The following is a 25061-nucleotide window of genomic DNA, read 5'->3' as shown; positions in this document are numbered from 1 at the left end:
AACCAAAGTGGCTGCAAAAACCACGAGAGCGTCCGCCACGGTGGACAAAGGTCAAGACACGGCCGAGGTTCGTACGGCGAGCCCGGCACCGGTCAACCAGACGACCGATGCGGCCGCACTGGCCGCGATCGACACGTCCGGTTACGTCCTGCCTTCCGTCAAGGTCCCGGGACGCCGCGGTCGCAAGCCGAAGGAATTCACGCCCGAGAACGAGGAGATCGCCGCCCTCAATGCGGTCGAGCGCGCCGAACTGAAAGCCGCGGACAAGGCCAAGGCCAAGGACCGCAAGGCCAAGGAAAAAGCGCTGCTGAAAGACGCCTTCTCGTCGGATACCGAAGCCAGCGAAGAAGAGCTCGAGATTCGCCGCAACAAGCTCAAGGCCCTGATCAAGTCGGGCAAGGAGCGCGGCTTCCTCACCTATTCCGAGATCAACGACCACCTGCCGGAAAACATCGTCGATCCGGAAGCGATCGAAGGCATCATCGGCACCTTCAACGACATGGGCATCGCGGTCTACGAGCACGCCCCTGACGCCGAGACCCTGCTGCTGTCCGACAACGTTGCCACCGTGACCAGCGACGACGAAGCCGAAGCCGCCGCCGAAGCGGCGCTGTCCACCGTCGACTCCGATTTCGGCCGCACCACCGACCCGGTCCGCATGTACATGCGCGAAATGGGCTCGGTCGAGCTGCTCACGCGCGAAGGCGAAATCGAAATCGCCAAGCGCATCGAAGACGGCCTGAAGGACATGATCCAGGCCATCTCGGCCTGCCCGGTGACGATTGCCGAAATCATCGACGCCGCCAGCAAGATCGAAAAAGACGAAATCAAGATCGACGAGATCGTCGACGGCCTGGTCGACCCTGACGGCGACGAGCAGACCCCGCCGGTCGCACCGCCGCCGGCCGCGTCGGAAGAAGACGACGAGGAAGTAGACGAAGAAGAAGTCGCCGAGGAAGAAGAAGAAGAAGCTGCAAGTGCTTCCGGCGCCGCCGGCTACTCGGCCGAGCAGCTCGAGGCGTTGAAGCAGTCGGCCCTGGCCAAGTTCAGTCACATCGCCCAGCAATTCGACAAGATGCGCAAGGCCTTCGAGAAGGACGGCTACAACTCGAAAGCCTACGTCAAGGCGCAGGATGCGATCTCCGACGAACTGCTGGGCATCCGCTTCACGGCCAAGGTCGTCGAGAAGCTGTGTGACACCCTGCGCGGCCAGGTCGACGAAGTCCGCCACATCGAGAAGCAGATCCTGGACGTTGCCGTGAACCGCTGCGGCATGCCGCGCGCCCACTTCATCAAGGTCTTCCCGGGCAACGAGACGAACCTGGAATGGGTCGACGGCGAAGTCAATGCCGGCCACGCCTACAGCGCCATCCTGGGCCGCAACATCCCGACGATCAAGGAACTGCAGCAACGCCTGATCGACCTGCAAGCGCGCGTCGTGCTGCCGCTGCCGGACCTGCGCAACATCAACCGCCAGATGGCGGCCGGTGAAATGAAGGCCCGTAAAGCCAAGCGCGAGATGACCGAGGCCAACCTGCGCCTGGTGATCTCGATCGCCAAGAAATACACCAACCGCGGCCTGCAATTCCTCGACCTGATCCAGGAAGGCAATATCGGCCTGATGAAGGCGGTCGACAAGTTCGAATACCGCCGCGGTTATAAATTCTCGACGTACGCGACGTGGTGGATCCGCCAGGCCATCACCCGTTCGATCGCGGACCAGGCGCGCACCATCCGTATTCCGGTGCACATGATCGAGACGATCAACAAGATGAACCGTATCTCGCGCCAGATCCTGCAGGAGACCGGCGCCGAACCGGATCCGGCCACCCTCGCCATCAAGATGGAGATGCCGGAAGATAAGATTCGCAAGATCATGAAGATCGCGAAGGAACCGATTTCGATGGAGACGCCGATCGGCGACGACGACGATTCGCACCTGGGCGACTTCATCGAGGACAACAACACGCTGGCGCCGTCGGACGCCGCGCTGCACGCCTCGATGCGTGGCGTCGTGAAGGATGTGCTGGATTCGCTGACCCCGCGCGAAGCCAAGGTGCTGCGCATGCGCTTCGGTATCGAGATGTCGACCGACCACACACTGGAAGAGGTGGGTAAACAGTTCGACGTGACCCGCGAGCGGATTCGCCAGATCGAAGCGAAGGCACTGCGCAAGCTGCGGCATCCGTCGCGTTCGGACAAGCTCAAGAGCTTCCTCGAGGGTAGCAGCTGATTGTTGTAGTCCGGGCTTGACGGCGCTGTACTAAAGGCAATATCCTCTCGCCACTCTGCTTCTCGGTACCGCACCGCTGAAGCAGGTGGCGAGTGTTTTTCTGCCACTGTCCCGATTTCGGGCCTCTAGCTCATGCTTGGTTAGAGCAGCGGACTCATAATCCGTTGGTGCCCGGTTCGACTCCGGGGAGGCCTACCAATAAAATCAAGAGCTTACATTATGATGAGCTCGTGATTTCCCTAACGCCTATCAATCGTGTAGGCATCGTGTAGGTGTTTTTCCGATCTCGGCAGTTATCGCCATGCATCTTGAAGCAAGCACCACGTCCTACTCGAAACGTACCTGAAAAAATTTCGCTTTGAGATCGTTCATGAACTCGTGCAATATTGCGCGTGAGAACTCGGAGCCTTACGGTCTAGTTTCTGCATCCACAGCACGTTTGCGTAGGGCATTGCCTCTACTCCAAACGGACGTTTGCAGTCTTTGAGCAATCTCCAGCAAGCACCGGCAAGAAATAGCATGGCCAGAAAATTTAAAAGCTCATCCGAAGCATATCGCCTTTAATGCGGAGTTCGTAACAATGACGCCAGCACCGTCACACCCGAAGATCTATCATATATGTCATATAGACCGCTTGGCACCCATCATTGCTAACAATGGCATTTTCTCTGATGCATTGGTCCAGGAACACGCCCTGACAGGTACCGTAGTAGGAATGAGTAACATCAAACGACGCCGCCTCACAGAGCTGCATTTAGACAGTCACTCTGACCTGCTTGTTGGGCAATGCGTACCGTTCTACTTTTGCCCGCGATCGGTTATGTTGTACTTGATATATCGCAGAAGCGCCGAACTTATCTACCAAGGTGGCCAAGAGCCGATAATTCATCTTGAAGCAGACCTGCATGAGGCTGTCGCGTGGGCGGAGGCCGTCAACCGGCGTTGGTGCTTTACCTTATCTAATGCTGGGTCGTACTATTTTGAAGATCGTGCTGACCTTGCACAACTTCATGAAATAAACTGGGATGCTGTTCGATCGAGCAATTGGCAGCAGTGTAAAGAGGCCAAGCAGAGCGAGTTCTTGCTTGAGGAAAGTTTTCCTTGGCAACTGATCAAGCGCGTTGGAGTCATCAATCCAGCTATGTATGGGCAGGTTGTAAATGCACTACCGAAAAATGGACACAGGCCGATCGTTGAGGTCCATAGAGAATGGTATTACTGACAAAGGATCGCCATGATTGAGATAACTAGCGGCGACATACTGAAGGATAATTCAGAAGCCATTGTTAACACTGTAAATTGCGTCGGCGTGATGGGGAGAGGAATTGCGCTCCAGTTTAAAAATGCATGGCCAAAGAATTTTAAAGCCTATGAGGCTGCATGTAACCGCCAAGAGGTTCAGCCTGGGCAAATGTTTGTTTTTGATACTGGGCAGTTGACTACTCCACGATACATTATAAATTTCCCCACTAAACGCCATTGGAAGGGCAAGAGCCGTATTCAAGACATTGAATCGGGCCTTCATGCGTTAGTTTCGGAAATTAAGGCGCTGGGCATACGTTCTATTGCTATTCCCCCCTTAGGGAGCGGCTTAGGCGGGCTAGATTGGAGCGAGGTACGACCTTTGATCGAGAAAACCTTGAATCCGCTTTCAGATGTACTGATTCGGATCTACGAGCCGAAAGGAGCGCCCTCAGCTGATAAGATGCTTCACAATCGTGAGGTGCCGAAAATGACGCCTGGTCGCGCCGCGCTAGTTGAGCTAGTTAATAGGTACATACAAGGGTTGCTCGACCCAACAATTTCTTTGCTTGAAGTCCACAAGCTAATGTATTTCATGCAGGAGGCTGGCGAGCCGTTGCGCCTTAATTATGTCAAGGCACCATTTGGTCCATACGCAGAGAACTTACGCCATGTATTGCGAGCCATTGAGGGACATTTTCTATCAGGTTATGCAGACGGCGGCGACGCGCCAGATAAACCACTCGCCCTTGTCCCAGGCGCGGTAAAAGATGCTGCCGGATATTTGAGCCTACATAATGAAACCCGTGCGCGCTTCGATCGTGTGGGGGAACTTGTTGAAGGCTTCGAGACACCTTTTGGCTTGGAGTTGTTAGCAACCGTCCATTGGACTGTTGAGCGCAATAAAACGATGAAAAGTTCGTCTGATGTAATAGAGCATATCTACTCATGGAACGAACGTAAACGTCAGTTCACTCCACGGCAAATTGAAATAGCACTAAAAATGTTAGCGAACAAAGGTTGGATACGGCCTTCGTGGGTCTCATGACTTCGCTCAAACGGTTCTGCGAACACTAGTCCAGTCTAAATGACGTGTACGTCTGGTTAGCTGTAATCGCGTGTAAGCAGAACCAAATTCCTAAGAAAATTACCAGGGCCGCGTAGTTAACCTGCTCTTAAAAATCTCGATTGGTAGTCATCTGGCATTAATAAGCGCAACCATCATGGCTCAATGTCGAGAGAGTCGAGTGCCTAATTACTTGGCGAGTGCAATAGCAATCGTGCGGAAGCTATCTAACCCAGCCTCGAGATTGTCAACTATCTCAATTGCTAGATCATCTGGGTCAGGAAGGTTGTCGAGGTCGGCAAGGCTTTTGTCCTTTAGCCAGAAAATATCAAGACTGGTTTTTTCACGGGCAATAATCTGCTCATAGGTGAATTTGCGCCAGCGGCCCTCTGGGTTCGTTTCCTCGTCCCATGTCTCCTTGCGTTGGAAGAGGTTGTCTGCGTTGTAGCTGGCAATAAAATCCTCCAAATCCTCAAAGCGGAGCGGCTTCTTCTTGAGCGTGTGGTGAATGTTGGTTCGGTAGTCGTAGAACCAGACTTCCTTAGTCCAAGGCTCTTTGCTAGCAACGTGGTTGTCGAAGAACAATACATTGGCCTTGACGCCGTTAGCATAGAAAATGCCAGTCGGTAGACGCAAGACAGTGTGCAGGTCTGTATTCTCCATCAGCTTTTTTCGCACGGTTTCGCCCGCGCCGCCTTCAAATAATACGTTGTCCGGTACAACCACAGCTGCACGTCCGCTGGTGTTCAGCATGGTACGGATATGCTGGACAAAATTGAGCTGCTTATTTGACGTGGTGGCCCAGAAATCTTGCCGGTTGTATGTCAGGTCGTCCTTTTCTTGCTCGCCTTCTTCATTGGTAAAGCTCATCGCACTCTTCTTCCCAAAGGGCGGGTTGGCAAGCACGTAATCATAAGTTCTTGGCGGACTGGCGACCAAAGCATCGTTCGGTGAAATCATGCTGTCGCCGTCGATTTCGCCAATGTTGTGTAGAAACATGTTCATTAAGGCCAGGCGGCGAGTGTTGGCGACGATCTCGTTGCCATAAAAGGTCTGATGTTTGAGAAACATCTTCTGCGACTTATCCATCTGATGGTTCGTCACCAGAAAGTCGTAAGCGGCGAGGAAGAAGCCGCCCGTGCCGCAGCCAGGATCGGCAATTGTCTTATTGGGTTTCGGGCGAACACATTCGACCATGGCACGGATCAGTGCCCGGGGCGTGAAGTATTGGCCGGCGCCAGATTTCGTGTCCTCAGCGTTACGTTCGAGCAGACCTTCGTAGATGTCACCTTTGACATCCGCGCCCATAGTGACCCACTGAGTTTCATTCACCATGTCGATCAGCCGATACAACTTGGCTGGGTCCTGGATTTTGTTTTGAGCTTTTGTAAAGATGGTGCCCAACATGCCGCGCTTATTGCCCAGTTCACGTAAGAGCGTCATGTAATGGAGTTCTAGTTCGGCGCCACGCTTGGCTCTGAGGCTGTTCCAATCGTATTCGGCTGGGATCCCGACGTTGCGGTTATGTGGCGGCTGGCTGTACTCGTCCGCCATTTTGAGGAAGATCAGGTAAGTGAGCTGTTCGAGATAGTCACCGTAGCCTACCCCGTCGTCGCGCAGGGTAGTGCAGAAACTCCAAACTTTTGAAACGATTGATGCGGTTGCGTTCATTTGCGGGCTTTCTTGCCGTTGGATTGGGCGGACTTTGCTTCCTTGATGCGCGCCAATAGTGCAGTTACGGGCTCATCAGTGGGGTCTTGCGGAGCTAACTGGCCGGAGAAAGCTTTTTTCAGGATGGACTCACGTAAGGCCTCACTCTGTTGTAAGGATTCGGCAAGGGTTTGATCTAGTTGTGTGATCACTGATAATTTTTCGTCTAATTCTTTGATTACCGCCGTCTGCTCAGCTAACGAGCAAAGAGGAATGGCAAGATTCAAAAAAGCGCCTTGGTTTAGGTTTACACCACTATCGTTGATCCCCGATTTAATTCGTTCAATTGCTTTGAGAATTCTTGGGGAGTTAAGAGCTCCTTCTAAGTAGTTGGGCTCGGAAATGGTGGGCATACTCCTAATGCGATAGACCTTATCGCAATTCATGATCTTTTTTCTCACATTTCTAACTAAGCAACAAACGCCGACTCGGACGCGCGGTCCTGCTCGCGTAACGAGTATGTCGTTAGTGTTTAGCTCATGCTGCTCCCTTGGAGCCAAGCCAGGAGGGAGAACCTTATTTTCTGTGTCAAAAAAATGTCCGTGCTGAACGGCCGTTGTTTTAATTACGCCCCATTCACCATCTGCTGCGGGCGTGTTACCGCACTTTGGACTCCACCCCTGATCAATTCCCGTAATCAGGTATTCCAATTGCATCCATGCCCAACCTTCGGGTAGCCGAGGCAGTATCGCTAGCTGTTCGGCATCAATTTTCCGAAGCGGTAATGGTGCTTTGGGTTTGCTTCCTTTCTTGCCATCGGATTCCCACTCAACTAATTGACGTTGGTAGCGGTGCGTGCGTGCCTGCTGAATCTGTAGGACAAGCACCTCAGCGCTTTCCAGCGCATCCACATTATCGGTTCGCCATTGAGCAGTTAGCTTTCCCTCGAAAGCATGCTGCAATACTGCCCGGCGATAAACTTTAAGCTGGGCTTGGGCAGTCTTCAGATTGTCGATGCTCTTGTCCAACTCGGAGAATAGCTCTTCAATTTTAGCTACGATACGGTGCTGTTCACGTTCGGGTGGCAGTGGGAGCTTGCAAGCGCTCAGGTATGGAGTTGTAACGCGGCGTTGGCCAACCGCGCCAGACATATTGTGTTCTGCTTCACGACGGAAACTCTTGGACGATACATAGTAATAAAGATAGTTTTTACTAATTCCCTGATGAGGTCGGAGTACGTGAAATTCGGTCGAACCAAAACCAAGCCTGCCCTTAAGCTCTGGAACGACAGCTATCTTTCCGTTTTCCATACAGGGGGTGATTTTCGCAAAAAGAACGTCGCCTTCCTGAAACGGTGTATAGCCTTTCTTTACTTGCCCGAGCAGGCGTGTTTGAGAGATATCGATTCTCCCAGTTGCTGCTTCAACAGCCTGCATTGGGACAAAGGAAACTTCTTGATTATCTATGCAGGTAGTCTTATCAATATTCGGGTTGATTGCAGCTACTTCGGAGAAGTCAGTTAGTGCCCAGCCGTTCGGGAGCGTATCGGAACGTAAGATCGTCACGCTACTAATACCTCATTCAGTTCATCCAGCAATGTGTCCATTTTTGTTCCAAACAGTTGATACATTTTCCCCATGCCGCCTTGTCCATCGAAAGGTGCCATTTCGAGGTCGTCGCGTTCGATGTGAAAAGAGTTGGCAACGTGGTCGCGAATCATACGTAGCCAGTTCATTTGTTCCTCGTTAAATTTCTCGCTCCCGCCCGAGTGGTGCTTCATCACCCAGTTTTGAAAATTACGGCGGACAGTGTCGTCAAAAGCCGAGATCTTATCATCCATGCCGCATACGCGGCGGATGAGGGCGATCAGGGCAGTCAGTTCACTGATCGGTTGGTCGCCTTTGTAGTCGTCCAGTTGGCTGTAGGCCTGCCAGACACGCAATGGGGCGAGCTTGGGTTTGTCGGCTTTGAGCTTGTCGAGTACCTGCCTAATGAGATCAAAGCTTAGTGCGCGTCTTTTGTACGGCTGGCTGAAAAAGATTGTAAGAGCAGTGATGTTGTCCTGGTTGGCGGTCAGGTAATCGCGAAACTCGTCGGTGAGTGTCTGTGCGTTATCGGTTGCGTCCTTGTCCCACTCCGCACGTAGCACGATGTCGATGTTATCGTGGTCGATGGTTTGCTCTCTATTTCGGCGAATCGTGTCGATGAGTTCGATGAGCTCACCGTTGAGAACACTGGAGACGGCATTAACGAGAACCTCTTGGGCCTGCTGACGTTTGGTATCGCCAGGATCGCTACCTGCTGGCTGGCCGGCGAGCTCTAACGCTTTGACTTCAATGTTGTCGGCGTCAATAGCACTGAACAGCTTGCCGACGATCTCACTAAGTTCGACGCCTGCCACCTGGCGGACTTTCCGCCGCTCGTCGCTATCGAGCTGCTTGCTCAGGCGGGCAAGGCGACCGGCGAGGGATGAAACCGTGTCTTCGTCGGTGGCACCCATCATGACGGCCATCGCCAAGTCCTTCAACGGTACTGTAGGCTTAGTGATAAGAGGCTGACTGGCCGTCTTGAGCGATTTGGTGACGCCGATAGCGTCTACGATGACGTAATGGGTCTTGGCACTCTTAGCTGACGGTGTGACTTTCCGCAGATCGTCCATTTCTAGAGTGCGGGTACCACGTCCCTTCATTTGCTCGAAGTAGTTACGGCTTTTAACATCTCGCATGAACAGTAGGCATTCGAGCGGTTTTACGTCGGTGCCGGTAGCGATCATGTCTACAGTGACCGCGATGCGTGGATAGTAGTCATTGCGGAACTGAGCCAATACAGACTTTGGATCTTCCTCAATCTTGTAAGTGAGTTTTTTACAGAAAGCATTGCCCTCGCCAAACTCTTCACGCACTGTTTGGATGATGTCGTCGGCATGGCTATCGGTCTTTGCGAAGATGAGCGTCTTCGGTACTTCGGTACGTCCAGGAAATATTTCGGGTAGCTTGTCGCGAAAAGTGCGCACGATGGTGAGTATCTGGTCCGGGTTGACAATTTTTCTATCCAGCTGAGTTGCAGAGTAGCTTTCATCTTCGTCCTGCTGTTCCCATCGCTTTTTACGGGTTAGCTTTTCCCGGCGCTGAACCTGCTGCAAGGCCTTGATTTCGCCTCCGGCTTTCGTGACTTGAGTTTCGATAACGTATATTTCATTGCCGACGTTGACGCCATCAGCCACGGCCTTTTCATGGCTGTAATCACTGACAACATTCTTCTTGAAGAAGCCGTAGGTACGGTTATCCGGCGTCGCCGTGAGCCCAATTAGGCTAGCGTCGAAGTAGTCGATGACCTGTTGCCAGAGGTTGTAAATAGAGCGGTGGCATTCGTCGATAAAAATGAAGTCGAAGAACTCAGGCGGAATTTTTTCGTTATAAACCACTGGCATTGGGGTCTTGGGTTGGGCGAGCTCGGCTGGATTGATTTCTTCGGCAGCCTCGTCAAGTTCGGCACCCTTGAGAATAGAGTATAGGCGCTGAATCGTACTGAGGCAGACTTGACTATCCTTGGCGATGTACGAAGATTTGAGCCGCTGAACGGTATAGAGTTCTGTGAACTTCCGGTTGTCGTCAAGTGGCACATACGACATCATTTCCTGCTCAGCCTGTTCGCCCAAGTTTTTGGTATCGACGAGGAAGAGGATGCGTTTGGCGCCAGCGTACTTGAGTAGCCGATAGATGGAGGTGATAGCGGTGTATGTCTTGCCGGCACCGGTGGCCATTTGGATTAAAGCGCGCGGGCGGTCTGCTTTGAATGACACCTCTAGATTGGCGACAGCAATTTCCTGGCAGTCGCGTAGACGCAATTCTTGAGCTGGCAACTTGTGCGGATTGAGCTCGGGGACGGTCTGCAACTGCTGGCGTAGGCTTGCCCCTTGAGCTAACCATTCTTTGATGGTCTCCGGGCGGTGAAAGTTGAACACTTCTCGGGAGCGGGGCTTCGGGTCACGGCGGTCGGTAAAACGGGTAATGACACCGGTGCTCTCATACAGGAAGGGTAAGGGCTCCTTGTTGTTTACCCACTTTAACTTGGCAGCTGCGTAACCCTCGGTCTGCTCTTCGACCTCAGTGATTTTATGGCCAAGATCTTCCTTTTTCGCTTCGACGACCCCTACTGCTTTTTTGTCAACAAATAATACGTAGTCCGCAGGGCCGACATCGGTTTGGTACTCTCTGACCGCGATGCCGCGACCCGCCTCAAAATTAATTTTTTTCGCCGATTGAATTGACCAGCCTGCTTGCTTAAGGAGTACGTCAATGTTGTCGCGAGCTTTTTGTTCTGGATTCTGGTTCTCAGTCATACACAAGGTCGCTTTAGTCGAAAGTTGGCGGTAAGTAATGATATAAGAAGTCGCTCGTGCGAGGTGAGCAAAGTTCTTCGGCCACGTTCGCCCGTATCTAACCCAGCCACAAAACTGTTTCGAGCGAGCGATAAGCACGCACCGTGAAGGCGCGGCATGAAGAAGTTCTACGTCCGTCGAACTGGCGTGCGACTTATCGAACATCCTGCTGCCGTTGCTGAGGAGATAATTTTGAAAATTCAGTTTGTAACGAGCAATAGACCTGAGTAAGGTCACACTGCCTCATATAACATAGTGTTTAGACAATATTTCGATGTAGAATTGGGAAACTGCTAAGGGCAATGAATGGCCGAAATTACACGTAAACGAACGGGTGAACTGTTACAGGAACTTTTTGCAATTCTATCGGCTAACCCCACAGGGCTTCCTGCACGCGATGCTCTTCTGAATCGCCACGACTATCGTAGACACTCCTGAGCCATAATGTCGGGCACAAGGAGAAGATATGAGTGGCAAGCGGTACACAGAAGAATTCAAGATTGCAGCGGTCAAGCAGGTGGCGCAGGGCGGTCACCCAGCGAGCGAAGTAGCGGCGCGGCTCGGGGTCAGCATCCATAGCCTGTACGCTTGGACGAAGCGCTATGGCGTGCCCGAGGCGGAGCGTAAGGCTGTCGATGCCCAGTCTGATGAGATGCGGCGCCTGAAGGCCGAGCTCAAGCGCGTCACGGAGGAGCGTGACATATTGAAAAAGGCCGCGGTGTACTTTGCCAAGACGTCCGGGTAAGGTACACCTTAATTGCTGAGTTACAGGACCAATTCCCGGTGCGCCGGCTGTGCATAGCGCTTGAGGTGCATCCGAGCGGCTTCTATGCCTGGCGACTGAATCCGGAAAGCCGTCGCGCCAGGGAAGACAAGCGCCTACTCGTGCCGATCAAGGAGTCCTGGCTGGAAAGCGGTAGCGTCTACGGTTATCGGAAGGTCAGCGACGATCTGCGCGAACTCGGTGAGCAATGCGGCATCAATCGCGTCCACCGTCTTATGAGGTCGGCCGGGATTCGTTCGCAAACTGGTTACGCCAGGCGCAAATGCAAGCGCGGCGGCGCGCCTTCGCTAGTAGCGCCCAACCATCTTCAACGCCAATTTGACGTGCAAGAACCCAATCGCGTTTGGGTAACAGATATAACGTACATCCGTACTTATGAAGGCTGGCTATATTTGGCCGTGGTGCTTGATCTGTTCTCGCGCCAGGTAATTGGCTGGTCGTAGCAATTCGTGCGTTTATCGCAACTTCTTTGCTCATCGAAGCAGCAATTCAGAGGCTAAGCTGACCACTGAAAGTCCACGGTCCTGAGTTCGTTACTGATGACAGTAACCATCTACTTTCCCTTGTGCCAAAGCTTTTGAAGCCGAAAGTTGCATGTATTTAATTTTTAGGTGACGTAACAGCAACCGTCGATTAAGCTCTAGTATTGACGCAATAGTAGAGGTATAAGATGGCAAAGCGGCAGTTGTCGCCTGAAATAGTGTCACTGATCCACCACGTTGAACTCAACGAGTCTGGATGGTGGAAAAAGGCAATAGGTCAAGTGATTCAGAGTGTCCTGTGGCGTTGTGGGACCGTGCAGACGTTAAGCGAGATTTCTCAGCTGCTGGATGCCCACCTGGGCGTGCGTTTCTCGATGCAGGATCTGGAGAGGCAGCTTGATAGCTTGTGCACACAGGGTACTGTTACGAGGATGGCAGGACCGAACTTCAAGCTGACTGAACAAGCCCGGAAGTCGCTAACTGACTCTCATGAGACCGCAATAAGAGAGCAAGAAGAATGTAAAGGATCTTTTCTTCAATCCTGTGGCGCTCACTGCCCTGAGCTTGATGCGGCGGAGGCATGGTTACGCTTTACCACGGCGCTCCTCGGGGCTGTACGGGTCACGGGAGCGAACCTCTTCCATTTGCTTGCTGATGGAAACTTAGAGAAAGAAGAGGACTGGGTTTCCTCGTTCTTGAGTGGCTTCCCTGCCTCAAGCTCGTTAGGATTGAGGCGCGTCATGGCTGCGTTTTTTGCACCTAACAATCACGTTTGCCGTGCTCAGGTACTACGTTTCCTGTCTGCGCACTTTTTTGCTGAGGCCTCTCAGCTCTCCCCTGAAACTATTAGCGCAATCGAAGGCAGGAGAAGTAAGAAACGTAAAATTCGAGTCGTCTTAGACACTAATTTCGTCTTTTCTGTACTGAAGCTACACGATAATCCAACCAATGAATCCGCAGCGTCTCTTGTCGAGATTGCTGGAGCAGGCTCTAAGCATCTAGACATTAAAATGTACGTTCTGCCAGGTACTCTGGCAGAGGCCCAAGGAACACTCGCAGCGCAGGTTGAACGCATCAAGCACATTCGTACGACTTCGGCGATATCCAGAGTCGCGCCTACTTACCCGTTACCGAGTTTAGCAAAGAAGTTTTTTGAAGCTGCGTCAAATACGCCTGGCTTGACCCCGGAGTCATATTTTGCGCCCTATGTCAACGATCTGCGTTCAATTCTTGATGAAAAAGGCATCAAAGTTCTTGATGCGCATCCGTCTATCTACAACGTACGACTTGACGTTCTAGAGGATCTGCGCTGTGAACTGGAGCGGGAGGCTGTTGAACTTCCGGAAAGCAAGCGCAAAGGATATGAAACCTTGTTGCATGACATTGTTCTTTGGCATGCAGTACAAGACCGCCGAGACGCTACAAATGACAGGGCGCTTGATGTCGAGTACTGGGCTGTCACAATAGATTGGCGCCTTATAGGCTTTGATAGAAAGAAGAAATATGCCGGAGCGTCAACGTTGCCGGTAGTGTTGTATCCAAGTAACTTTGTCCAGCTAATACAATTTTGGCTTCCCCGCAGTGAAAAGCTGGATGATACATTGGTCGATACGCTTCGGATGCCTCTGTTCGTTCAGTCCTTCGATCCCGAGGATGAGAGAGCGACTATCGCCGTTCTTAATTCTCTCTCACGATTCGAAAACATTGACGACCTCTCGGAAGCAACAATTAGTTCAGTCTTAGCAAATCAAGCTCTACGAACACGGTTGCGAGAAGCTGAAATTACAACCGACGAGACCCTCGAACTTGTGCGCGAAGAGTTGCTTACTCAGCACAGCCGTACGGTTGAAGAGCTTGTACAAACGCGCACGGTTCTCTCACAGACAGAGTCTGACCTGTCGCGAGAACGAGGCGAACGAGAGCAAGCCCAAAGCACACTCAACACAACAGAAGAGGAGCTTAGGGAGGCTGCTAGACGCGTTGCAGAGGCGGAGGAAAGAGCGTCAAATGCTGAATCTGCCCGCCAGGCATATGAGCAAACAGCAGCAGTTGAGATTCAAGAAAGAGATCGGAGAGTGCAAGCTGCAGAGGCACGTTTCACACGAACTATGTTTGTAGTCCTATTCGTGATCCTTCCTGTTGCGCTGGGGGGAATAGCTGGTGTTGGAACCTTCGCCGTCCTCAACGCTATGACGAACGGCGTCGTGCAAGCATGGGCTAAATGGGGCGCTGTTGCTGCAGCAATGTTAATACCAGCTCTCTCTTGCCTGTTCGCTTCGTTGTATGTACCTCGTAGGGAGTCTTTGCAAACCTGGGGACTCTCTAAATTCATGGCTGTGATCGGCAAAAAAGCAGTTGCTTTGCCTGGGTCTTTAGCAGTAGCGGCCATATATCAGGGTGGAGTGTGGGACGCCTTAAAGTTATTAGTTAAGTGGCCAAGCGTCTAATGTTAGTAGCGTGCCAGTTGTCTTAATTTTGCTGAGATATTTTGAAGCGGCAATGCATCATAAGAGGGGGTGGGGGTATCCCCCGGGGTGGGGTCTCTGATCCGTGCTCAATGGCTGCTCAATCGATGCTCAAGCAAAGAACTACGAACCTGATTGCCTCAAGTGGCACTGCTAGCGTAAACTGTTGATCTGAAAGGGAAAGAGCAGCGGGAGCAAGGTAGCGCAAAGCGCTAGCGACGCACTCATAATCCGTTGGTGCCCGGTTCGACTCCGGGGAGGCCTACCAGAATCTTCTGCAAAAAAAAGGCTACGACAATTCGTAGCCCCTTTTTGCACTCTGCAAAATCACACTGGGACGTCGTTGTAGCGTCCTGAAGCTTGTCTTCAACGCCATCTCGATTCGATCCCTTCCTGACAGGCCCTGCGTGCAATTACGCGGACCTGTCAGGAATGAGCCGGCGCTTGCAGAATCAAGCGCTGCTTAAATCCTACCTATCCAAGCCTTTATTGGCGCTTGCGGAGAGCCAGCCCGGTACCGAGCATGCCGATCGCAACCAGCAACATCGACGAAGGCTCTGGTACGTCGGCGCTACGAATGGTGAACGAGCCGGCAGCATAGCGGTTGCCGATCGTAGATGCTGGGTTGGCAAAGGGTGACGAGACGTTGTAGTAGCCTTCCGTGCTCACATTCACAAGCGATGACGGCGACAGATTCGTGACGCCGTAGAAGAATGCATCCGAGGCCCCTTCAATGGCTGCCCCCAGGGTGTAGGTCGTATTGGCCGTTAATTTCAAATCCGAAATCGTGGTGTAACGGAACTGACCACCGTTAATTTGCGGTCCGAACAAGGTGCTATTGCCAGTCGTGACAACCGTGCTCGCCAGCAAATTACCGCCCAAATCCCAGATGCCGACGCGATGGCTAGCCAGCAGTCCGTTCGATCCCAGATCGAAGAAGCCAAGGCTGTTAACAAAGATATCGGACGTTGCCGTAAACCGGTAGCCATACGTTGCGCTTTGGCCGTAGGTCTGGTTTCCCGCGCCACTGAACGCATACGCGGGAATGACTGCGGCGGATGCTTGCGCGGACAGAAGCAAAGTGGCAGCGAGGAACAGGGATTGGATTTTCATGGCAGTGTCGTTGAGTAGGAGATGAACCTTCAATATGCAATTTCCATGCCAAGAATTTTCATTGGGAAAATACTTATGCAAATCAGCAACTTGCCACCGAGCCGGGCTCCATTAATCTATGGCATGTAAAATTTTCCGACAGCAATCACATCATTCTCGGCCTGCGGCTGCGGATCAAGTCAATGGGTGCTGCTACGCTGGATGGTCAGCACCTTCTGCCGCGCCGGTATACTCCGATGCATACAGCACTTCATTCCACTGTACTCATCAGGAGACCGGCAATGACACTCAAGCTCGACGGCAAGGTCGCCATCATCACCGGCGCAGGCCGCGGCATCGGCCGCTCCATCGCCCTCAAGCTAGCTAGCGAAGGCGCGCGCGTCGTCGTCAATGACCTCGACGAAGAACCGGCCCGGGAAACCGTGCAGGCAATCCGCGATGCGGGCGGCGTGGCCGTTGCCTGCGCCGGCAACGTGACCGCGCCCGATTTCGCGGCGCGCTTCCTGGAGACGGCGGTCGCGGAATACCAGGGCCTGGACATCATCGTCAACAATGCCGGCTATACCTGGGACAACGTGATCCAGAAGATGGGCGACGAGCAGTGGGCAGCGATGCTGGACGTGCACCTGACCGCGCCGTTCCGGCTGCTGCGCGCGGCCCAGCCGCTGATCCGCGCCTACAGCAAGGCGGAGGCCGACGCGGGCGCACCAAGGGTGCGCAAGGTGGTGAACATCTCGTCGATCGCCGGCCTGTTCGGCAATGCGGGCCAGGCCAACTATGCGGCGGCCAAGGCCGGCGTGGTCGGCATGACCCAGACCCTGGCCAAGGAATGGGGCCGGATGAACGTTACCGTGAATTGCGTCGCCTTTGGCCTGATCAAGACGCGCCTGACCGCCGACAGCGACAACGCCAGCATCGACGGGCGCGAGATCAAGCTCGGTGTCCCGCCGGACGCGCTGGCCGCGATGGAGCTCGCCATCCCGCTGGGCCGCGGCGGCACGCCGGACGAAGCGGCCGGCGCGGTCTACCTGTTCTGCATTCCGGAGTCCGACTACGTCAGCGGCCAGACGCTGCTCTGCAGCGGCGGCCTGACCGGCTTCTGATTGTTTAGCTGCCCTGGGCGTGCAGGTAATGCACCTCCGGCACCGCCCGCAACTGCGCCGCGGCCTGCTCCGGCGTCAGGTCGCGCTGGGTCTCGGCCAGCATCTCGAAGCCGACCATGAACTTGCGCACCGAGGCCGAGCGCAGCAGGGGCGGGTAGAAGTGGGCGTGCAGCTGCCAGGGCGTCGCGTCGTTCGCGTCATACGGCGCGCCGTGCCAGCCCATCGAATACGGGAAGGATGACTGGAACAGGTTGTCGTAGCGGATCGTCAGCTGTTGAAGCGCCAGCGCCAGGTCGGCGCGCTGCACTTCGTTGAGCTGTTCCAGGCGCTGCACCGGGAAGCGCGGCAGCAGGATGGTCTCGAATGGCCAGCTGGCCCAGTAGGGCACCACCGCCAGCCAGTGATCGGTACTGACCACGACCCGTTCGCCATCGGCCGCTTCGCGCTCCACGTAATCGAGCAGCAGCGGCTTGCCATGCTCCGCGAAATAGGCGCGCTGCTGGACGTCTTCGGTGGCCGGCAGCACGGGCAGGAAGCTGGTGGCCCAGATCTGCCCGTGCGGGTGCGGGTTGGAGCAGCCCATCACGGCGCCCTTGTTCTCGAAGACCTGCACCCAGCGGTATGTCGCGCCCAGTTCGGCTGCTTGTTCGCACCAGGCGTTGATCACGCCCTCGATGGCCGGCAGGCTCAATAGCGGCAGCGATTTGCTGTGGTCGGGCGAGAAGCAGATGACGCGGCTGGTGCCGCGCGCGCTCATGGTCTGGAACAGGGGATCGTCGCCCGGCGCGGCTTCGGGCGTGTCGGCCGTCAGGGCCGCGAAATCATTCGTGAACACATAGGTGCCTTCGTACGGCGGGTTGTGTTCGCCGTTGACGCGGGTATTGCCCGCGCACAGGTAGCAGTCGGGGTCGTGGGCCGGCTTGGCGGCGCGGTCCACCGCTTCCTGCTGGCCCTGCCACGGGCGCTTGGCGCGGTGGGGCGACACCAGCACCCATTCGTCCATGAGCGGGTTGTAGCGGCGGTGGGGATGGTCGGAGGGATTGAACATGGGATTCCTTGTGTGCTCCAGGTGGGCAGGGCGCTGCGGCGGGCTGCTGCCCTTGGCCTGGTGTGGTGACTGGCGCTCGATTTTGCCACTTTGCCCGGGGCAAACGCGCACGGGTTGGCAGCGACGCCGGGAGATACCCATAACGGTATCGGAACGCGGGAAAATTGAATTGGATTTCGGCCTGACTCCCCGAATAGTATGGCCCCAGGCCACGCTCAGCCGTGGACCATACAAATACAACAAGGAGACAGACGCCATGCGTAACCCAGGTTCGGGAAGCCGCTGCATTGCCCGCAAGAATCCCTTCATCCTCACGCTCATGGCGGCTGCACTCGGCAGCGCCGGGCTGCTGGCCAGCGCAGCGGCGGCCGCCCAGGACGCCCAGGTCGTCGCAGAGGAAGAGCAGGCCAAGCAGCCCATCAATTCCGTGGTCGTGACCGGCGTACGCCGCGCTGCCCAGAGCGCGCAGGCGATCAAGAAGAACGCCGACGAGGTGGTCGATTCGATCGTCGCGGAAGAGGCGGGCAAATTCCCGGACAAGAACGTGGCCGAGATCTTGGGGCGGGTCACCGGCGTGCAGATCCGCCGCGAGTTCGGCGAAGCCAATTCGGTGATCGTGCGCGGCTTGCCGGGCTTGATTACCTTGCTCAACGGGCGCGAAGTCTATACGTCGAACGGGCGCAACCTGTATCTGGCCGACATCCCGACCACCATGCTGCAGCGAATCGACGTCTACAAGACGCAGGGCGCCGAGATGGTCGAGGGCGGCACGGCAGGCGTGATCGACGTGCGCACTTCGCGTCCCTTCGACTTCAAGGGCTTCACCGCCAACCTGGCGGGCCGCGTCGAGCACCGCGACAAGTCCAGCACCAACGACCCGCAACTCTCCGGCATGCTGTCGAACCGCTGGAAGGGCGCCTACGGCGAAGTCGGCGTGCTGGCCGGCCTGTCCTACCAGAAGGGCAATTACCATGACGAAGTGACCTGGAACTCCCCGCCGGAGCGCCCGGTCGCCGGCAATTCCACCGTCACCGGCCCCTTCGACCTGGGCCACGTGAATTACCAGGGCGAGCGCATGCGCTACGCCGCCAACTGGGCCGTGCAATGGCGCCCGGTGCGCGAGGTCGAGCTGTATGCCGAAGGCTGGTCGACCCGCATCGACCACGATGCCGAGCGCCAGTTCTTCGTGGGCCACCTGGGCTGGAATGCCCAGCCCTGGACCGCCGGCGGCGACGTCGACTGGGGCGGCGGGCGCTATACCAATCCGGTATACACCCTGATCCCGGGCACCAACCAGATCGATACCGTGACGGCGACCAAACCCGCCGGGAACGCCCACATCTTCACGCTCAGCTCGAACCAGTCGCCGCGCGACGATTCGGAAGGCCACCAGGGCGCGGTCGGCGCGCGCTGGGACGTGACGCGCAACCTGCGCTTGACGACGGAACTGGCGCGCACCACCAGCCGCTGGAAGCAGGACTTCCCGATCATGGAATTGCTGGCCGATCCGCAGACCGTGACGGGCCGCACCTATGTCAATGGCGGCGCCTGGTTCGACTATCCGGGCACCGACATGATGAGCCCCAATAGCTACCGCCTGGGCGCCTTTATCGACAACTGGTCGGCTTCAAGCGGCCAGTCCACCGACTGGCGCGTGGACGCCAACTACGACAATGGCGAGGCCGGCCTGTTCCGGGAATTTTCGGCCGGGGTGCGGGTGGCGGCGCGCAAGGCGTCCTACCAGCACGAGAGCATGAACTTCCTGCCGCCGAACGCCAACCTGCCGGCGGTCGGCTCGGTGCCGGGGCTGCTGTGCCCGTCGATGCCGCTGGCGAACGACTACGGCATGAACCAGTGGCTGGTCGTGTGCAACAACTACCAGCATGCCAACATCGAGGCCGTGCGCACGCTGTACGGGCGCAATGGCCGGACCGCGCCCGACCCGTACTCGCTGTTCCGCAACGAGGAAGACACGTCCGCCTTCTACCTCAAGACCAAATTCGGCTTCGAGCTGGGCGGCGTCCCGGTGCAGGGTACGGCGGGTGCGCGCCTGGTCAGGACGGAGCTGGACGTGAACGGTTTCTCCAACGTCAACGGCCAGCCGGTCGCGGTCAACCGCAAGACTTCCGACAACGACGTGCTGCCGAACCTGACCCTGAAGGCGCTGCTGACGAAAGACCTGATTGCCCGCTTCAACGCCGGCAAGGCGATCCAGCGTCCGAACTTCGGCGACTTCAATCCGGGCGAATCGCTCGGCGCCACCCCGAACGGCCAGGGCATCTACGAAGGCGGCGGCGGCAACCCGGACCTGAAGCCCGTGGTGGGCCGCAACTACGACGCCGCGCTCGAATGGTATTTCGCACCGACCGGCAGCCTCACGGCGACGGCCTTCCGGCACGACTTCGAGAACTACATCATCCGCCGCCTCGGGATGGAGACCATCGGCGGGCTGCCTTACCGCATGGACCGCCCGCGCAACGTGAACGAGGGCCAGCTCAAGGGCATCGAGCTGGGCTACCGCCAGTTCTACGATTTCCTGCCCGGCTGGCTGGGCGGCTTCGGGCTGGAGGCGAACTACACTTACATGAAAGGCTACCTGCTGGACGACGGCGTCAAGAATCCCTTCGTGGGCATGTCGAAGAATGCCTATAACATCGTCGGCCTGTACGAACGCGGCCCGTGGTCGGCCCGCCTGGCCTACAACTACCGCAGCCAGTTCGTCGATGCCTACAACTACCGCGCCCTGGGCTTCGACCTGATCGTCGATCCGATCAAGACGGCCGATGCTTCGCTGTCCTACCGCATCAACGAGAACGTGGGTGTGACCCTGGACGTCGAGAACATCAGGGATCGCACCTATCACGACTACCACGGCATTCCGAGCAATCCGCGCGACGTGCGCCGCTATGACCGGGTGGTGGGGCTGTCGCTGCGCTGGAGGATGTAAGTGGGGAGCCGGTGGCCGATCAATCCTCCGGGTCCGCCTCATCCCGGCCGGGTGCGCCCAGGCCCTTGCTAGCGCGCCGGCTTGTCAGCCAGTCGCGGCCGCCTGCCTTCAGCGCCCTGGTGATCACGTCAGGCGGCAGGCTGTAGACGGTGGCCCAGGTGGCGCGGCCATCGACATCGTTGGACGGGAAGCTTTCGGTCTCGATCGGCCAGTGGTATTTGCGCTTGAGGGCGCGCACGATGGCGGCCAGGGTGATGCGGCCGCGCATCGGTTCGGCGCCGGTCTGGTCTTCGTTCGACAGCAGCACCGCGAGCACCGCGCCGCGGGCGGTCAGCGGGCCGGGAAAGATGGGGTTTTTTTTCGGCATGGGGCAATTGTAGCTGGACCTCTAGGGCGCAGCCTGCACGCTGCCGTCCTTCGCCAGCTCGTAGCGGTCGAGGTCGCGCGCCAGGGCCAGCGTGCCGGTGTAATGCTCGCGGGCTTCGCGCTCGATGTCGTCCAGGGTCAGTGCTGTATTTGGTCCCCTCGTGCGGTCCTGGTAGCGCGGGCTGAAATGGGTCAGGATGAGGTTGGGGAGCCCGGCCTGCTGGGCGAAGCGGGCCACCATGGCCGCCGAGCTGTGCTGGGGGCCGGGGCCGACCTTGCGCAGGATCGCTTCGGTATAGGTCGCTTCGTGCACCAGCAGGTCGGCGCCCGCCGCTTCCCTCGCAAGCAGCTCGGGGCGGTCGTTGTCGCCGGCGATGATGATCTTGCGCGACCTGCGCGGCGGCTGCAGGAAGTCCACGGCCCTTATCTGTCGCCCGTCCGGAAGGAGCACGTCCCGTCCCTGCTGGATCTCGCCCCAGGCCGGGCCGGAAGCGATGCCGCCGGCCTCGAGCTTGTCGAGGTCGAGCTTGCGTTCGACGCGCGCCTCGGTAAAGGCGTAGGCATGGGTGGCGATCCGGTGCGAGAGCGGCGTGGCGGTCACGTCCAGGTCGGGCAAGACCTTTGTACGGGGCAGGTCCTCGATGGCCACCCAGTCGATCGGATAGGGCAGCGTGAGCTGGGTCGCCTCCATGATGGCCTCGATCATCGCGCGCAGCGGGGGCGGGCCGACGACGGCCATCGGCGCGGTCCGGTTGAGCATGCCGGCCGTGGCCAGCAGGCCGGGCAAGCCATAGCAATGGTCGCCGTGCAGGTGGGTGATGAAGATGGCGCGCAGGCTTACCGGCGACAGGTTCGTGCGCTGCAGGCGGTATTGCGTGCCTTCCGCGCAATCGACCAGGGCCCAGTGCTTCGCGCCGCGGGTGCGGATGGCGCAGGCCGTCATGTTGCGGGTCCGGGTCGGCGTGCCGGCTGATGTTCCGAGAAACTGGATTTCCATAAGCGTCCCGCGTGCACGATCGAGACGTCATTATCCGGGATTGGTGTGCGCGCGCCGCCGGGCTGAAGGAGGGGAGAAAAGCAGGATAGTTTGATCGCGCTCTTGCCGGGCTCACGAGCGGGGCCCGGACTGGCTGCGCTCGAGCCGCAGCGTCGGCAGGAAGCGCCACAAATAGATGCTGACGCAGGTTCCGGTCAGCGCCAGCAGGGCAGGCACGGCGAGGCTGTCGAAGCGCCCCATCGCCATCAGCAGCGAACTCCACAACAAGACGGTGGCGACGATCTTCGCGCGCAGCGGGATGCCGCGCCCGGCTTCGAAATTGCGCAGGTAGTCCCCGAAGACGCGGTGCGACAGCAGCCAGCGGTGCAGGCGTCTTGATCCGCGCGCGAAGCACCAGGACGCCAGCAGCAGGAAGGGCGTAGTGGGCAGCAGCGGCAGGAAGATGCCGATGATCCCCAGCACCACGCACAGCGCGCCCATCACGTTATAGAACAGTTTCATGCTGCCACTCTAGCATGCGTGCATATGCGCGGCACTGCCGCGATGGTGAAAGAATATTTCACGAAATGATAGGTAATGAAAGAAAATTTCACGACACTTAACGGTAAGCAAATTCAGCAAATTTGCCCCGCGCGATGAGTTCTGGTAATAAACAGTAGGTATAATCAATGTATTCGCGACGGGCGCGATCCAGCACGGTTTCGGGCGCGAGCAGGACGCCCGGCTTCGCCTCGACGTGCCACCTTGCCAGCCGCTTTGTCGTCCATGCCTTCGTCCACCTTATCGTCATCGCCCTCGTCGGGCACGCGCATCGGACAATTCTTCCGGCCCCGCGTGCTGCGCGACCTGGCGATCTACCTGGCCTTCATGCTGCCGATCGTCTGGGGCCTGGTGGCGGTGGAACAATCACGCTTTACCTCCCTGGCCGAAGCCGGCAGCAACCGCGACCTGCGCAACACTGCGCGCGCCTTCTCCGAGGAAGTGCGCGCCACGGTCGGCATCGTCGACCTGTCGCTGCTGCAGTTGCGCTCGACCTGGCAGCGCGACCGCGACGGCTTTGCCCAGACCGTGGGCGAGCATGCGCGCCACCTGCGCTACCGGGCGCCGATGCTGATCAACGTGCTCGACGCCGGCGGCAAGCTGGTCTACACCAACCTGGGGCTCGCGCGCGAAGGCCTGGACATGAGCGGTTCGGCCGCCTACAGCGTCCACCTGCAGACCAACGACGACGGCTTCCATGTGCACCGTCCCGTGATCTCGCCGCTGACCAAATCGTGGGTGGTCCAGTTCAGCCGCTCGATCCGCGATGCCGGCGGCCGGCTGCAGGGCGTGATCGTCGCCGCGGTGTCGCCCGATTATTTCGTGCGCTTCTACGAGGACATCGACCTCGGGCCCAGCGGCTCGGTGTCGCTGATCCGCACGCTCGATGGCGCCATCATCGCGCGCAGCACCCGCGCCGACCGCCACAACGGCATCGGCACGGTCCTGAAGGACAATCCGCATACCGAACAAAGCCCGGTCACCGGGAGCTTCCGCCGCGTCGGCCAGATCGACGCGGTCGAGCGCTTCTACGCCTGGCACAAGATCCCCGAGTACGGCATGGTGGTGACGGTCGGCCAGGCCGTGCGCGACGCCAATGCCCGCTTCGCGCAGCAGCGCGCGGTGCTGTCCGGGGTCGGCAGTGCAGTGTCGGTGGTGATGGCGCTGCTGGGCTGGGCCGCCCTCGCAGCGGCCGACCGCCGCCGCCGCGCGCTGAAGGCGCTGGCCGCGGCCGAGGCGCGCTGGAAGCTGGCCCTGAATGCGGCCGGCGACGGTGTCTGGGACTGCGACGTCGTCACCGGCCTGGCCACGCTGTCGCCGCGCGCCCAGATGATTCTCGACACCGACCGCTCGGTGATCTCGTGGTACGGCAGCGCGCTCGACGCCATCGTCCATCCGGAAGACCTGCCGCAGCTGCGCGCCCAGCTGCGCAGCCACCTGGCCGGGCGCGCGCCGGACTTCGCCACCGAGTTCCGGGTCCGCCTGCGCAGCGGCGAGTGGAGCTGGATCGACGCGCACGGCACTGTCGGCGAGCGCGACGAGCTCGGCCAGCCGCTGCGCATGGTCGGCACCTTCTCGAACATCAATGCCCGCAAGCGCGAGGAAGCGCGCATGCGCCGCATGGCGCACGAAGACGCGCTCACCGGCCTGCCCAACCGTGTGCTGCTGGGCGACCGCCTGCGCCAGGCGATCCGCGCGGCCAGCCGCGACGGCCACAAGGTCGCGGTGATCTACTTCGACCTGGACAAGTTCAAGCCGGTCAACGACACCCACGGCCACGCCGCCGGCGACCGCCTGCTGCAACTGGTGGCGCGCCGCCTGCGCGCGGGCCTGCGCGATGCCGACACGCTCGCCCGCATCGGCGGCGACGAATTCGTCGTGCTGCTGCCGCGCTGCGACAGCCACGACGACGCCGCCCGCGTGGCCGAGAACATCCTGGGGCAGCTGAACGAACCTTTCGAGGACGGCGAGCTGGTGCACTGCATCTCCGGCAGCCTGGGCTGCGCGATGTTCCCGGACAACGGCCTCGACGCCGACGCCCTGCTGCGCAGCGCCGACCTGGCGATGTACGATGCGAAGTCGCATGGGCGCAACCGGGTGTCGGGCCGGTATCGGGGGGAGGCCGCTTGATGCCCGCGCCGCCCACGCGGTCAACGCCACGCGATGCCGCCCGTGCGGCTGTTCATCCACTGGCCGAACGCGTGGCGGCGTACGCGAATCGGGTTGCACGAACCGGGCACCATGCCCCATGACAAGGAGTTGAAGATGGCCTTGAAAGACGAGATCCAGGCAGTACAGGACCAGCTTGCCGAAGCGGTCGGCCAGCGCGACGCCAGCCGCGCGGCATTGCTGTATACCGGGGATGCGCAGCTGATCCCGCAGGGCGCGCCATCCTGCCTTGGGCGCGCCGCGATCGCCGCCTTCTTTGCCGGCGCCATGGACAAGGGCATCGCCGGCGCGCGCTTCACGACCGAGGAAGTCGATGGCGACGCTTTCCAGGCAACCGAGACCGGCCGTTACGAGCTGTATGCCGTGCCGCCAGGCGGCGAGCGCGTCCTGGCGGCCGAGGGCCGCTACCTGATCGTCTGGCGCAAGGTGGGCGGCGACTGGCGCATCTACCGCGACATGTTCAACACCCAATAAG

The 25061-nt window shown here is 57.9% G+C and carries 16 protein-coding genes, 1 tRNA gene and 1 pseudogene; 10 read left to right on the top strand and 8 right to left on the bottom strand.

Annotated elements, in window-relative coordinates:
* The first annotated feature begins 40 nt into the window (after nucleotides 1-40).
* From rpoD to darG, 4 genes are all read left to right on the top strand, one after another.
* A complete protein-coding gene (gene rpoD, locus AC56K1_RS05515) occupies nucleotides 41-2233 on the top strand; it encodes an RNA polymerase sigma factor RpoD (RefSeq protein ID WP_497156844.1) in 2193 nt (730 codons plus the stop codon).
* Nucleotides 2234-2352: 119 nt separating this feature from the next.
* A tRNA-Ile gene (locus AC56K1_RS05510) sits at nucleotides 2353-2431 on the top strand.
* 382 nt (nucleotides 2432-2813) lie between these two features.
* Nucleotides 2814-3455, top strand: coding sequence for a type II toxin-antitoxin system toxin DNA ADP-ribosyl transferase DarT (gene darT / locus AC56K1_RS05505; protein WP_497156843.1), 642 nt, complete (start codon nucleotides 2814-2816; stop codon nucleotides 3453-3455).
* Between the two features lie 12 nt (nucleotides 3456-3467).
* Nucleotides 3468-4523, top strand: a complete 1056-nt coding sequence (darG, locus tag AC56K1_RS05500) for a type II toxin-antitoxin system antitoxin DNA ADP-ribosyl glycohydrolase DarG (RefSeq protein ID WP_497156842.1) — start codon at nucleotides 3468-3470, stop codon at nucleotides 4521-4523.
* Nucleotides 4524-4730: 207 nt separating this feature from the next.
* Here darG and AC56K1_RS05495 read toward each other — a convergent pair whose 3' ends face one another.
* Genes AC56K1_RS05495 through AC56K1_RS05485 form a run of 3 tightly spaced genes read right to left on the bottom strand, consistent with a single transcriptional unit; the run spans nucleotide 4731 to nucleotide 10533 of the window.
* Nucleotides 4731-6212: a class I SAM-dependent DNA methyltransferase gene (locus tag AC56K1_RS05495; RefSeq protein WP_497156841.1), complete on the bottom strand. Its 1482-nt coding sequence runs from the start codon at nucleotides 6210-6212 to the stop codon at nucleotides 4731-4733.
* Nucleotides 6209-7756, bottom strand: coding sequence for a restriction endonuclease subunit S (locus tag AC56K1_RS05490; RefSeq protein ID WP_497156840.1), 1548 nt, complete (start codon nucleotides 7754-7756; stop codon nucleotides 6209-6211). The genes AC56K1_RS05495 and AC56K1_RS05490 overlap by 4 nt, the downstream gene beginning before the upstream one ends.
* Complete coding sequence (locus AC56K1_RS05485) at nucleotides 7753-10533, bottom strand: type I restriction endonuclease subunit R (RefSeq protein WP_497156839.1); 2781 nt, start codon at nucleotides 10531-10533, stop codon at nucleotides 7753-7755. Before AC56K1_RS05485 ends, AC56K1_RS05490 begins: the two co-directional genes overlap by 4 nt.
* A 505-nt stretch (nucleotides 10534-11038) precedes the next feature.
* On the opposite strand from AC56K1_RS05485, the pseudogene AC56K1_RS05480 reads away from it, so the two are divergent.
* A pseudogene (locus tag AC56K1_RS05480) lies at nucleotides 11039-11796 on the top strand (IS3 family transposase); the annotation flags it as partial.
* A gap of 230 nt (nucleotides 11797-12026) precedes the next feature.
* Nucleotides 12027-14285, top strand: a complete 2259-nt coding sequence (locus tag AC56K1_RS05475) for a hypothetical protein (protein WP_497156838.1) — start codon at nucleotides 12027-12029, stop codon at nucleotides 14283-14285.
* Between the two features lie 504 nt (nucleotides 14286-14789).
* Here AC56K1_RS05475 and AC56K1_RS05470 read toward each other — a convergent pair.
* Nucleotides 14790-15416 (bottom strand): DUF4082 domain-containing protein, encoded by a 627-nt coding sequence (locus AC56K1_RS05470; RefSeq protein ID WP_497156837.1) that lies wholly within the window; start codon nucleotides 15414-15416, stop codon nucleotides 14790-14792.
* Nucleotides 15417-15697: 281 nt separating this feature from the next.
* Here AC56K1_RS05470 and AC56K1_RS05465 point away from each other — a divergent pair, with 281 nt between their 5' ends.
* Nucleotides 15698-16519: an SDR family NAD(P)-dependent oxidoreductase gene (locus tag AC56K1_RS05465; RefSeq protein ID WP_497156836.1), complete on the top strand. Its 822-nt coding sequence runs from the start codon at nucleotides 15698-15700 to the stop codon at nucleotides 16517-16519.
* 4 nt (nucleotides 16520-16523) lie between these two features.
* On the opposite strand, the gene AC56K1_RS05460 is transcribed toward AC56K1_RS05465, so the two are convergent.
* Entirely contained in the window at nucleotides 16524-17567 is a 1044-nt protein-coding gene (locus AC56K1_RS05460; RefSeq protein ID WP_497156835.1) for a UDP-glucose--hexose-1-phosphate uridylyltransferase, read from the bottom strand.
* A 256-nt stretch (nucleotides 17568-17823) separates the two neighbouring features.
* Here AC56K1_RS05460 and AC56K1_RS05455 point away from each other — a divergent pair, with 256 nt between their 5' ends.
* The gene (locus tag AC56K1_RS05455) at nucleotides 17824-20514 is read left to right on the top strand and encodes a TonB-dependent receptor (RefSeq protein ID WP_497156834.1); all 2691 of its coding nucleotides are present in this window, start codon (nucleotides 17824-17826) and stop codon (nucleotides 20512-20514) included.
* Between the two features lie 19 nt (nucleotides 20515-20533).
* Here AC56K1_RS05455 and AC56K1_RS05450 read toward each other — a convergent pair whose 3' ends face one another.
* From AC56K1_RS05450 to AC56K1_RS05440, 3 genes are all read right to left on the bottom strand, one after another.
* Nucleotides 20534-20881 (bottom strand): hypothetical protein, encoded by a 348-nt coding sequence (locus AC56K1_RS05450; protein ID WP_497156833.1) that lies wholly within the window; start codon nucleotides 20879-20881, stop codon nucleotides 20534-20536.
* A 21-nt stretch (nucleotides 20882-20902) separates the two neighbouring features.
* Nucleotides 20903-21877: a ribonuclease Z gene (locus tag AC56K1_RS05445; protein ID WP_497156832.1), complete on the bottom strand. Its 975-nt coding sequence runs from the start codon at nucleotides 21875-21877 to the stop codon at nucleotides 20903-20905.
* A 111-nt stretch (nucleotides 21878-21988) separates the two neighbouring features.
* Nucleotides 21989-22378 carry a YbaN family protein gene (locus tag AC56K1_RS05440; RefSeq protein ID WP_497156831.1) on the bottom strand — a complete coding sequence of 130 codons (390 nt, stop codon included), beginning with the start codon at nucleotides 22376-22378 and terminating at the stop codon, nucleotides 21989-21991.
* Nucleotides 22379-22642: 264 nt separating this feature from the next.
* Between AC56K1_RS05440 and AC56K1_RS05435 the strand changes: the two genes are divergently transcribed.
* Both AC56K1_RS05435 and AC56K1_RS05430 read left to right on the top strand, forming a co-directional pair.
* Entirely contained in the window at nucleotides 22643-24547 is a 1905-nt protein-coding gene (locus AC56K1_RS05435; RefSeq protein WP_497156830.1) for a bifunctional diguanylate cyclase/phosphodiesterase, read from the top strand.
* Nucleotides 24548-24682: 135 nt separating this feature from the next.
* Nucleotides 24683-25060: a YybH family protein gene (locus AC56K1_RS05430; RefSeq protein ID WP_497156829.1), complete on the top strand. Its 378-nt coding sequence runs from the start codon at nucleotides 24683-24685 to the stop codon at nucleotides 25058-25060.
* Nucleotide 25061 lies beyond the last annotated feature (1 nt).

The organism is Telluria sp. ZB4P37 (genome assembly GCF_059685855.1).
The sequence above is the reverse complement of the archived record's forward strand: the minus strand, read 5'-3'. Positions and strand labels throughout refer to the sequence as shown.